The organism is Ferroacidibacillus organovorans (assembly GCF_001642725.1).
Taxonomy (GTDB): domain Bacteria; phylum Bacillota; class Bacilli; order Alicyclobacillales; family SLC66; genus Ferroacidibacillus; species Ferroacidibacillus organovorans.
In genome coordinates this window covers 1-9787 of the sequence record NZ_LSUQ01000076.1, presented here as the reverse complement: position 1 = coordinate 9787, position 9787 = coordinate 1, and the positions used below count along the sequence as shown (strand labels likewise).

Here is a 9787-nt window from a genome sequence, read left to right as displayed (position 1 = left end):
CGCCGTATGCGGACCCGCATGTACGGTGGTGTGAGAGGTCGGGGGCTAGGCGCCCCCTCCTACTCGATTCGAGCCGTGTAGAATTAGCGTTCAACAGGCCCATCCCAGCTTGACATTCCACCCATGACGTTGTGCAATTGATTGTAACCTACACTTTGTAAAAATTCACACGCCCGACTGCTGCGACCACCGCTAAGGCAGACAACAGCGGTTTCGCGGTTCGGGTCGATCTCTTTATAGCGCGATGTGAGTTGGCCTAAAGGGATGTTGATGGCGCCTGGGATATGGCCTGATGAAAACTCGCTCGGCTCCCTCACGTCAATAATTTGCAGGGCTTTGTTTTTCTTCATATTCTCTTTTACGTCAATCGACATCCATTGTAACACGGTTCAACATCCCTTCACTTGGTGGTTTTACTTACTTAATCGATAGAGTGTGTATCAGGCGCTCCATGATGCTAGGCCGCCAGAAAGCGACCGTGTCCGCAAATAGCCGCGTTCACGCAAAAGCTCACAAGCTTGTGCACTGCGGTTGCCAGAGCGACAAACGACAATGATGTCCTTGTTGCGTTCAATTTCATCGAGTCGAAAAGGTAATTCCGCGAGCGGTATCAAAGTTGAGCCTTCAATGTGACTCGCTCTGTATTCATCAATCTCACGCACATCGATGATTTGTGCGTCGCGGCGGAAGAGATGGCTTTTCAGTTCAGAAACATGGATGCTTGGGCAACTCAAGACCTTCGACTCCTTTCCGTTAAAATTGATTACGCAGTGCCAATTGCCTGAAGAATGCTTTCAAGGAACCTCTTTTCTGGCACGGCACCTTCCATGCTTTTTTCTTCATTGATGACCGTCTTAGGCACACCATAGACTTGATAGCGATTGGAGAGCTCTGGAAATTCCGTCGCTTCCACCATGTCCGCTGTGACTGCACCACTTACAAAAGCTGCCATATGCGCAAGCCGCACCGCGGCTGGGCAATAGGGTCAGGTAGGTGTGACGAACACTTGCAGGTGGACTTGTTCTTTTATTGCTTGCAGTGCCTCAAGTGTTTGTTGCGATAGATTGGTCTTCCCGGTAGACACCATCTCGATATCTTCGAGAAGTGTTGCAAATTCGTAACCGGAAGGGATACCATAAAAGCGAATTCCAAGATCTTTTCCCTCTTCATTCGCGAGGACGATCGCTGGAATTCTTGTGATGCCATGCGCTTTTACGACATCTGCATCCGTATGGAAGTTGTACACCTCAAGCTCTACAATTGGAGAGATAGCGGTGAGTTCTTCCATCAACTGCTTCATATCGGCGCACGTTGGACAATCAATGGCCGCATCGAAGAGGAGCAGTTTCACCGGCTTTTGCAATGCCTCAAAGCGATTGCGAATAATGTCTTGCTCTTTTGGTCCGATGAACATGAGAACAACTCCTTGAAGGATCTGTTCATTCATTGGTGGTGGTTGTCAACACCGAATGATTAGCTCGATTATATACCCATACGGGTATATGTCAAGTCTATGATTGTAGTCTAACCACTTTTCGGTGTGTAATACAAGAAGAGCGAGGATTCTCCACGATGCAGTGGAGAATCCTCGCTGACAAATCATGTATTAAAATTTTGTGGATGAACTACTTCTTTACAGGTCCGTTAGAGAGTACAGTGCGGCCGAATGTGGAATTGATAAGATCCGCCCCAGCGTGATAAAAGCCGAGTACAGCAAAAAGCATGGTTGTCCATCCGCCGAATGTGGTAAATCCGGAAATACCAGAGCCTGCCCCGATACTCAGCAAAATGAAGGTGACGAGGAGGAGGAAAAAAATGCTGATGAGGACGCGATCCGTTTTTAAGGATGCGATGAAGAAAAAGAATGTAAGTACGGCAAACATCGCGAGAAAAAGGCTCACTGCTGGCCCAATGTCGCTTGGTGTCATCATTTTTGCAAACCATATTTCAATTCCGCCAAAAATAACCCAGAACGCTCCGTAAGTTCCAAACACCATGGTTCCAAATGTATTTCCGCGAATAAATTCGAGGACACTGACAATCAATTGAATCATTCCGCCAAAGAAAAATGCGGCAGGGAATACGACGGCGACGCCACCGCTATGAAGCACTCCTGCGTTATACACACCGAGCATGAAGGAGGTTGCGGAAAATGCACCAACTGCGAGCGGACCAGGGTCGGCGAACTTTGATACAGCCACGGGCGTTTCAACAGGTGGCAAATGAGGGGAGGTCGCAAGACCGACGACATGTTCGGACATTTAGATTTCATCTCCTTTTAGGACACTATAAATGAAGACCGATTTTCTACTCCTTTCTGTTATTTTATGCATATGATAACGCTTACAGTTTTATGATTATACCATGTGCAAATAATCTTGACAAGCGTGTGAATTTTGCATTGAAAGAAAACAAAGGCAAACAAAAAAGCTGTCGAAACCTGATCGACAGCTTAACCGTGCACGCGCTTCGTGGCGTGGATTCGAAAATGGGAAATCAGTCTTCGTCTTCTTCAAGAAGCGAGTTATAGACTTTTTCCACTTCAGTCCATTCCGCGTCGTCTTCGATCGCTTCAAAGTCAACCGTTTCTACGCCGTCGATCGTTTTTTCTTCTACGCGGAAAATAAAGCCTTCTTCCGAGCTGCCGTCTGCCGACATGAGAACCGCGTACATGCGTTGATTGACTTCAAATGTTTCTGCGACAATAAATTCATGTTCATTGCCATCCTCGTCCTCGAGGATAATAATCTGTTCTTCCATCTCTTCGTCTACTTCATGTTCATCATCATGAGCCATGGTAGGGATAAGCCTCCCGTGATTTCCTGTATTTCCTGACTAAGCCATGATACAGGAATGGTTTTCTAAAGGTCAAGCTCGATCGGCTAAGAGCGAGAGTGTGGCCCCTCATAGTGGTGATGCTTCACGTTATATTTTTTAAACGGTTCATCACGCAGGTTATCGATACGATCGGTTAGCATCCCCAGGGCGATTCCAACGAGAAGCATGAAAAGAGTGACGAATGGTTGATGCAGAGCCAAACCGATTACGGCAAATACAAAGATCAACGAGTAAAAGACGTATCGCGTTTTGCGTGACATCCTTGCGCCTCCTTTCCAAACATTATACTGTAGAATCAAGCGTTGTTCGAGCTCTGCCGTTAGGCCGTGAACATTCGTTCAAGGGGGATTGACATTGACTCCGTCCATTCAGTTTCAAGGCGCTGAACACTGCGCGTTCTATTTTGAAGATGTCCATTTGATGCTCGTACAATTTGAACGTGAAGCGTTCCGCATGCTGTATCTTCTCACAGGGCAATCGGGTGATTCGCTTACACTCTCATTTCCAGGCAGTTTGTATACAGAACAGGTTATGGAGCAGGTTGAGCGCATTTTTTTTGTGGAATTGAACGAATATCAGCGCGAACCAGTAAAATTGGCGTTGGGAGCATACTTCCCAGTCGGTTCGTCCCGTGTAGGTGCCTATTATGAGCGAGGATCTGATGAGACCACTCTCTATTTTTTACGTGTTAACGGAGACGCACCGAATGAGACGCTAGAAACGATTGAAGATCCGGATGAACATCGCGTCGCTTCAGAAACATTCCAGGCGCGCTATCAAGACGTTTTCTTCATTAAAAAATAAACGAATTGCGCGCGAACACGAGTTACACACGATCGGGAAGAATGATGCACAGTTCTTTGGCTTCCTCAGCGCTTACGTGAAAAACGTGCATGAGCAGCTCAGAACTCTCACAATCCGTTCGGTCAAGAACGCCAGATCGTCCAGTTGTCAGATTCGTGACGAGCGATTTACCGAAGAAATGAGCGGATTTGGTAATGGCCAGATCGTAGCGTCCGACCTGGCCGAGAATTCCGACAAATCTGGTTTCCGTTGTCTCTTGTTCATCGTACATCACATCTTCTTCGATCACAGTGTGACTCCTTTTTCCTGATCATTCATCGATTGAAGCGTTGCGCTCAATTGATAAAAACGTTGCCTGTCCCCTTGATCGAGCGCATCATCAATCGCGGCACGCAGCGTCTCCATCGAGGTGACGCGATCAGCAACCTCGTCAATCAATTCATTGACATAAATCGGTATTGGCATCGGTGGCAAATTCGTGTAGATGTAGAGAGTTTCGGGTGTCGTAAAGAACTGTTGAAGCGCTTTTAAAATCTCATGAGGTTGCGACAACTTGACAGATGTCCCCTGAATTTGCAGGCGCGCGATCATGCCTTGACGGGCAAGGATCAACAAGGGGACATTTTCAAGAGCGACGTGGGTCAGCGTCGTTTGATCGCGGTGCATGTGCACTAAATCCATCACGCGATCCGCTCCGGAAGGTAAAAGTTTAAGCCTGAGGCCATCGACTTCGTTTTGTGTCAACATGGCGATCGACACCCCTCATTGGATCTCCTGTCATGAGCCAGGGCCTGCTAACAGTGTTGGGCAAGCTTGACGCGACTTAAACCTGAATTTCCTCTATTATTGTGCGAATCGCATTCGATCGTCAAGAAGCAAGTGCCTATGTTCTGGGTGATGAGCCAGGTTTAATCGCAAAAACTGGAAGAGCGGATTGTGTGGCTACAGGATACACTACGCACAGAAAAGGTGCGGGGGGATATTGTGGCCAGGCAAATCTGGGTTTATTGGGCAGGGCTTTACGCAAATAAGTTTGAGGCATACTGCGCAGCGCTCTGGGTTGAGGGAGAACGCCGAATTTACGGTCGGAAGATTCCCGCTGAGGTTCAACTTTATCAAACAGATCGCGGTAAATACGGCATTCGCTTTCGCACGATGTGATTGTGGTATAATCTCTTCATGTACATAGGAAATGCGCCTTGTCTGGAGGGATTTATGATGAGTTACGTACCGACAATTATTGAGCAGACGAGCCGTGGAGAACGCGCGTACGACCTGTATTCACGGTTGCTTAAAGAGCGGATCATTTTTCTTGGCAGCGAAATCGATGATGATGTCGCAAACGCAGTCGTCGCACAACTGTTGTTTCTTGCTTCTGAAGATCCCGAAAAGGATATTGTCATGTACATTAACAGCCCCGGTGGCAGCGTTTCTGCAGGGCTTGCGATCTATGACACGATGCAACTGATTAAACCGGATGTCGCGACCATCGTGGTGGGACTGGCCGCTTCGATGGGAGCGATCCTCTTGACGGCGGGCACGAAAGGGAAGCGTTCTGCGTTGCCCAATAGCGAAGTGATGATTCATCAACCATTGGGTGGAAGACAAGGGCAGGCGAGCGATATTGCCATTGCGGCGAAGCACATCTTAAAGACGAGGGATCGTCTCAACCAGATTCTCGCGGATACGACGGGCCAGCCACTTGAACAAATTGAGCGTGACACCGATCGGGACAATTTTATGTCTGCTGAAGATGCGTTGACGTATGGACTAATCGATCGGATTCTGACTCCGTGAAAGGCGTTCCGTTCTCCGTTTTTATGAGCGACGCGCTGTATGGCGATTTTGGTTACTATATGACGGATCGCAATCGCTTTGGGCGGCGGGGGGATTTCTACACGAGCGCGCAGGTTTCCCCAGTTTTCGGACGGCTGCTTGCGCTGCAGATCTTGAGAGAGGCTCCTTCCGGGGAGCCTCTCTCGCTCGTCGAGATCGGGTGTGGGGATGGAGATTTGGCAGTCGCCCTTCTCCAAGGATTAGCCTCCTTTTCAGAAGAAAACCGGAGGATTCGCTATGCGGCTATCGACCGTTCTCAGGTATCGCTCACGCGAACGCGGGAGCGACTCACAGCGTTCTCTGCTCAATGTGCGGATTGCCGCGTGGAGTGGTCGACGTTTGCATCTATGGAAGCACTGCTCGCGTACGACCTGACGTTTCGCGGAGCGTTTCTCATCGGCAACGAGGTGCTTGATGCGCTACCGTGTGAGTTGATTAACGTGGATTTGGCGAGAATTTCTGATCTATCCGCGACAGCAGCATCACGCGCGGTGCGTGAAGGTCGCATGATTGAAAATCAAAGAATCGATGGAACGCCCTTGGAGATTGCCTATACTGGGGAACCTTGCCGCGAAGCAAGCGTGTACGCAAAGTCATTCGTCTCACCCCTCGTGCGGTCAGGTCATCTTCCCAAAGCGGGGGTCCACCACGTTGAGGTGCCCATCGCCTATCGTTCATTTCTACAATCCATCGCGAATACTCTTTCGCCGCGTGAAATGATACTGCTTGATTATGGTGGTGAGACCGCGGATGTCATTGCTGCGGATCGACCGCGTGGGAGTCTGCGCGGATATCAGCACCATCGGCTTGTCGACCCACTCTCTTCACCGGGAGACGTGGACATTACGTATGACGTTGATTTTTCGTATGTGCGCGAGATTTTGGAGGAAGTAGGCTATGTTGTCGACCCTCTCACGCGTCAAGGTTCCTATTTAATGGGAATTATTTCCCGAGCGAACGCGACGCAGCACGTGGTCTCGGAGAGTGAATATGGCGCGCTCAAACACTTGGTGATGCCGGGGGGGCTTGGCGATCGTTTTGTGGTCTGCGTGGCGCATAGGGATAAGGAAGCGGTCTGATCGTCACACTAAGTACCATGTGATCACACCGGGGGTGGATGGCTTGCGCAGATGGGTTCTCATGAGACAAATGGTGATCTTTGTACTGCAACTTTTTGCGATTTATTTCGCGGTTAAACGCACGCCGTCAAACCTGCGCTTTAAGACGGCCTTTGCGCTTTTGAATTCGCTGCGAAAGGATCGAATCGGTTTATAAGATTTGTTCCTATGTCGCACATTCTGTGCATATACATTCTGCTAAGGACTCCGTCCAGGGAGGTCATGCGCAGGATGAAAACGGTGCGACAAGATGCGTGGACTGAGGAGGATGACATCAAACTCGCGGATATCATTCTTCGGCACATTCAAAATGGTGGCACACAACTCGCCGCGTTTGATGTTTGTGCTGAATTCCTCGGTCGTACGCCAGCCGCATGTGGATACCGCTGGAATGCGTGTGTCCGAAAGCTTCACCTTCACGAGATTGATGCGGCAAAGCAGAAGCGAAAAGAAAGGAAAGACGAGGTTCAAGCAGAAGCGTTTGATGAGCAGAGTCCGTCTGGAGGGGATGAGATCATTTCGTGGAATGCTGTCTTTCGATTTTTGCGGCAGCGTCGCCATGAATTGCAATCGATCAAGGCGCGAATTCGGCAAATTGAGCGTGACAGTGAGACGTTTCGGCAGGAGTCTGAAAAACTTCGCCGAGATAAGACACATTTGCTTGAACAACTGGGTTCGCTTGAGAACGAGCATGCTGTGATCAGTGAGGATTATCGTACATTACTCGGGATCGTTGAGCGTGCGCGAAAGCTTCAGTGGAAAGTGAATGATGTACATAGCGTGGAGGGCGTACCTGGTTCAACAGATGATGAAAACCGGTGAGCTGACATACAAAAAGCCCAGCGTTCGCACGCTGGGCTTTTTGTAAAGATACTCCCTTTTTGCTTATGCCTTTGCTGCCTCAAAAAAGGCTGCAACCTGCGGCCAATTGACAACATTGAAGAATGCGCTGATATAGTCAGCGCGTTTGTTTTGGTATTTAAGATAGTAGGCGTGTTCCCAAACGTCGAGCCCAAGGATCGGCGTTAGTCCGTCTGTCAAAGGATTGTCTTGGTTGGCTGTGCTTACCACCGCAAGTTTACCGTGTTGATCAACGACGAGCCAAGCCCACCCGCTGCCAAAACGTGTCGTTGCCGCTTTTGCAAATTCTTCTTTGAACTTCGCAAAGCTTCCGAAGGCTGACTGGAGCGCGTCTGCCAATGCGCCAGTGGGTTCGCCGCCGCCATTAGGGCTTAGAACGGTCCAGAAAAGATTGTGATTGATAAAGCCACCGCCGTTGTTGCGAACGGCGTTGCGAATGCTTTCGGGCAACTGGTTGAGGGATTTGATCAAGTCCTCGGCGGTGCGCGCTTGCAGATCAGGATGCGCTTCAAGCGCAGCGTTCAAGTTATTTGTATACGTAACGTGATGACCATCGTGGTGAACAGTCATCGTTCGCGCGTCAATGTGTGGTTCGAGTGCATCGACAGCATAAGGAAGTTCAGGCGTTTGAAAAGCCACTTCGATCCCATCCTCTCAGTTCATATGTAAACCATCGCTTATAAGTATAGCATAAATTCGTACACTGTCATTTTCATCAGGGGTCGCGGCGCTGTAAAATCGCGAGTGCAAAAGCGAACTCGGTCATTAAATCCGTAATGTCTTCTATGCCTACAGAAATGCGTATCAGCCCTTTTGTGATGCCAAACACGCGCCGTTCCTCTTCCGTGAATCCGCGATGGGATGTTGTGTACGGGTGAGAGAGGGTGGTTGTTACACCAGCGAGCGACGGGGCAAACGGAATCGACGGGAGGCGATGCATGATCTCATCGACAATCTCCAGGTCATCTGTTACGCGGATGCTGAGCATCGCGCCGAATTGATTGTGAAACTGTTGCTTGGCGAGGTCGTGGCCGGAATGCGTCGCCAAACTCGGGTGAATGACTTCGCAACAAGACAGCGACGCAAGATACGCGGCGAGTTTTGTCGCGTTCTCACACTGTTTCTCGACGCGTAAGCTGAGTGTCTTGACGCCGCGCGCGACAAGCCAAGCATCAAAAGGGGTCTGTGCAGTACCGACGGCGACAGACGTCTGACGGATTTGCTCAATCAGCGGATCGTTCGCACAGACTACGCCGCCGCTGACGTCGCTGTGTCCACCCATGTATTTGGTTGTGCTGTGCACAACGATATCTGCGCAAAAGGACAGAGGTTTGATAAGTGCTGGGGTGGCAAATGTGTTATCGATCATCAGGAGCGCGCCAAAGCGGTGACAGATCTCAGCAGTTTTCGCGATGTCAAGAATGGTGAGAAGCGGATTAGCGATGCTCTCGCCGATGACCAGTTTGGTTTTTCGATCAAGCGCGCGGGTTAGCGCTTCTTCATTCGTAAGGTCGAGAAGCGACAGTGACACGCCAAAGCGGGCGAGAACGGTGCGCAATAAAACCAGTGTTCCACCGTAGATGTCCTGAGAGAGTAGTACATGATCCCCCGCAGAACAGACGCTCAGAATGGCGGCGGAGATGGCGCCCATCCCACTCGCGGTGGTCACTGCGCCTGAGGCATTTTCGAGCACCGCAATCGTGTCCTCAAGCACTGCGCTGTTAGGGTGTCCGTTTCTGCCATAAAGGTAACGACCATCGGGGCGGTTTTCGTAATACTCCAACACATCGCGCGTGTCATTGAAGCGATAAACGGAAGATTGATAGATTGGCGTTACTTCGGGTCGCGGAGCTTCTCCGTGAAAATGTTTTTCATCAATCCGCGCCGCGCGTGTCGCGTGGTTTTTCTCCATCAGGGGCGTCTTCTCCTTTTTTGTGACAATGCGTCTCTCTACTTTACCTCTTCGCGCGCACGCGCTCAACGGAATCTTTTGCGCAAAAGGCGCTTCACATGCTTTTGCGCAGATGGGGACAATATGAAGAGGCTGGGAAGTATGATGCCGCATCAAAAAGTTTCAGCGGTTGCTGCAAGTGACAGGGAGGTTTGGCCATGAAAGGGAAACGGGCGATCGGTATCTTGATCGGGCTTGGTCTGTCGCTCGGTCTAACGGGTTGTTATGATCGCGCTGAACTAGAAGAACAGGCGTTTATGGTCACGATGGGGATTGACCGTTCGCCTAACAAGCAGGTGATTGCAATCGGCAGAATTGCAGTTCCGAGTAAGCTCTCCGGATCGAGCAGCGGGGGTGGGGGGGGCGGCGGAGATTTTCA

General features: G+C 49.9%; 17 protein-coding genes and 1 pseudogene. 7 read left to right on the top strand and 11 right to left on the bottom strand.

Annotated elements, in window-relative coordinates:
• Positions 1–83: 83 nt before the first annotated feature.
• From AYW79_RS14140 to AYW79_RS14115, 7 genes and pseudogenes are all read right to left on the bottom strand, one after another.
• A complete protein-coding gene (locus tag AYW79_RS14140) occupies positions 84–374 on the bottom strand; it encodes a rhodanese-like domain-containing protein (RefSeq protein WP_067567189.1) in 291 nt (96 codons plus the stop codon).
• Between the two features lie 66 nt (positions 375–440).
• Positions 441–734: a rhodanese-like domain-containing protein gene (locus tag AYW79_RS14135; protein WP_067953417.1), complete on the bottom strand. Its 294-nt coding sequence runs from the start codon at positions 732–734 to the stop codon at positions 441–443.
• A 29-nt stretch (positions 735–763) separates the two neighbouring features.
• A pseudogene (locus AYW79_RS16475) lies at positions 764–973 on the bottom strand (thioredoxin family protein); the annotation flags it as partial.
• Positions 974–985: 12 nt separating this feature from the next.
• Positions 986–1414, bottom strand: a complete 429-nt coding sequence (locus AYW79_RS14130; RefSeq protein ID WP_231877918.1) for a thioredoxin family protein — start codon at positions 1412–1414, stop codon at positions 986–988.
• Between the two features lie 211 nt (positions 1415–1625).
• Positions 1626–2261 carry an acetate uptake transporter gene (locus AYW79_RS14125; protein WP_067953420.1) on the bottom strand — a complete coding sequence of 212 codons (636 nt, stop codon included), beginning with the start codon at positions 2259–2261 and terminating at the stop codon, positions 1626–1628.
• A 235-nt stretch (positions 2262–2496) separates the two neighbouring features.
• Positions 2497–2796 (bottom strand): DUF1292 domain-containing protein, encoded by a 300-nt coding sequence (locus AYW79_RS14120; RefSeq protein ID WP_067567179.1) that lies wholly within the window; start codon positions 2794–2796, stop codon positions 2497–2499.
• 86 nt (positions 2797–2882) lie between these two features.
• Positions 2883–3098 carry a hypothetical protein gene (locus AYW79_RS14115; protein ID WP_067567177.1) on the bottom strand — a complete coding sequence of 72 codons (216 nt, stop codon included), beginning with the start codon at positions 3096–3098 and terminating at the stop codon, positions 2883–2885.
• A 94-nt stretch (positions 3099–3192) separates the two neighbouring features.
• Here AYW79_RS14115 and AYW79_RS14110 point away from each other — a divergent pair, with 94 nt between their 5' ends.
• On the top strand, positions 3193–3642 hold the full coding sequence (locus AYW79_RS14110) for a hypothetical protein (protein WP_067567175.1): 450 nt from the start codon (positions 3193–3195) through the stop codon (positions 3640–3642).
• Between the two features lie 22 nt (positions 3643–3664).
• Here the strand turns inward: AYW79_RS14110 and AYW79_RS14105 are convergent, their stop codons facing one another.
• Together AYW79_RS14105 and AYW79_RS14100 are read right to left on the bottom strand one after the other, a co-directional pair.
• A complete protein-coding gene (locus AYW79_RS14105; protein WP_079290533.1) occupies positions 3665–3931 on the bottom strand; it encodes a DUF3055 domain-containing protein in 267 nt (88 codons plus the stop codon).
• Complete coding sequence (locus AYW79_RS14100; protein ID WP_067567173.1) at positions 3928–4389, bottom strand: IDEAL domain-containing protein; 462 nt, start codon at positions 4387–4389, stop codon at positions 3928–3930. Before AYW79_RS14100 ends, AYW79_RS14105 begins: the two co-directional genes overlap by 4 nt.
• 189 nt (positions 4390–4578) lie before the next feature.
• On the opposite strand from AYW79_RS14100, the gene AYW79_RS15675 reads away from it, so the two are divergent.
• The 5 genes from AYW79_RS15675 (at position 4579) to AYW79_RS14085 (ending at position 7418) form a co-directional block, all read left to right on the top strand.
• Positions 4579–4803: a hypothetical protein gene (locus tag AYW79_RS15675; RefSeq protein WP_067953421.1), complete on the top strand. Its 225-nt coding sequence runs from the start codon at positions 4579–4581 to the stop codon at positions 4801–4803.
• 57 nt (positions 4804–4860) lie between these two features.
• Complete coding sequence (gene clpP / locus AYW79_RS14095) at positions 4861–5439, top strand: ATP-dependent Clp endopeptidase proteolytic subunit ClpP (protein ID WP_067567171.1); 579 nt, start codon at positions 4861–4863, stop codon at positions 5437–5439.
• Positions 5436–6557, top strand: coding sequence for an SAM-dependent methyltransferase (locus tag AYW79_RS14090; RefSeq protein ID WP_067567169.1), 1122 nt, complete (start codon positions 5436–5438; stop codon positions 6555–6557). The genes clpP and AYW79_RS14090 overlap by 4 nt, the downstream gene beginning before the upstream one ends.
• Positions 6558–6600: 43 nt before the next feature.
• Positions 6601–6753: a hypothetical protein gene (locus tag AYW79_RS15670; RefSeq protein ID WP_156481944.1), complete on the top strand. Its 153-nt coding sequence runs from the start codon at positions 6601–6603 to the stop codon at positions 6751–6753.
• 74 nt (positions 6754–6827) lie between these two features.
• Entirely contained in the window at positions 6828–7418 is a 591-nt protein-coding gene (locus AYW79_RS14085; RefSeq protein WP_067567167.1) for an RsfA family transcriptional regulator, read from the top strand.
• Positions 7419–7481: 63 nt separating this feature from the next.
• Here AYW79_RS14085 and AYW79_RS14080 read toward each other — a convergent pair whose 3' ends face one another.
• Together AYW79_RS14080 and AYW79_RS14075 are read right to left on the bottom strand one after the other, a co-directional pair.
• Positions 7482–8096 (bottom strand): superoxide dismutase, encoded by a 615-nt coding sequence (locus tag AYW79_RS14080; protein WP_067567165.1) that lies wholly within the window; start codon positions 8094–8096, stop codon positions 7482–7484.
• Positions 8097–8172: 76 nt separating this feature from the next.
• Positions 8173–9369 (bottom strand): trans-sulfuration enzyme family protein, encoded by a 1197-nt coding sequence (locus AYW79_RS14075; protein ID WP_067953423.1) that lies wholly within the window; start codon positions 9367–9369, stop codon positions 8173–8175.
• A gap of 197 nt (positions 9370–9566) precedes the next feature.
• On the opposite strand from AYW79_RS14075, the gene AYW79_RS14070 reads away from it, so the two are divergent.
• A partial coding sequence (locus AYW79_RS14070; protein WP_472341757.1) for a Ger(x)C family spore germination protein occupies positions 9567–9787 on the top strand: 221 nt, incomplete at its 3' end.

Excerpts from the sequence above, each read along its gene's own strand:
- AYW79_RS14130 (WP_231877918.1), bottom strand. The coding sequence starts at position 1,414 with ATGTTCATCGGACCAAAAGAGCAAGACATTATTCGCAATCGCTTTGAG.
- AYW79_RS14120 (WP_067567179.1), bottom strand. The coding sequence starts at position 2,796 with ATGGCTCATGATGATGAACATGAAGTAGACGAAGAGATGGAAGAACAG.
- AYW79_RS14085 (WP_067567167.1), top strand. The coding sequence starts at position 6,828 with ATGAAAACGGTGCGACAAGATGCGTGGACTGAGGAGGATGACATCAAA.
- AYW79_RS14075 (WP_067953423.1), bottom strand. The coding sequence starts at position 9,369 with ATGGAGAAAAACCACGCGACACGCGCGGCGCGGATTGATGAAAAACAT.
- AYW79_RS14100 (WP_067567173.1), bottom strand. The coding sequence starts at position 4,389 with ATGTTGACACAAAACGAAGTCGATGGCCTCAGGCTTAAACTTTTACCT.
- clpP (WP_067567171.1), top strand. The coding sequence starts at position 4,861 with ATGAGTTACGTACCGACAATTATTGAGCAGACGAGCCGTGGAGAACGC.
- AYW79_RS14125 (WP_067953420.1), bottom strand. The coding sequence starts at position 2,261 with ATGTCCGAACATGTCGTCGGTCTTGCGACCTCCCCTCATTTGCCACCT.
- AYW79_RS14140 (WP_067567189.1), bottom strand. The coding sequence starts at position 374 with ATGTCGATTGACGTAAAAGAGAATATGAAGAAAAACAAAGCCCTGCAA.
- AYW79_RS14115 (WP_067567177.1), bottom strand. The coding sequence starts at position 3,098 with ATGTCACGCAAAACGCGATACGTCTTTTACTCGTTGATCTTTGTATTT.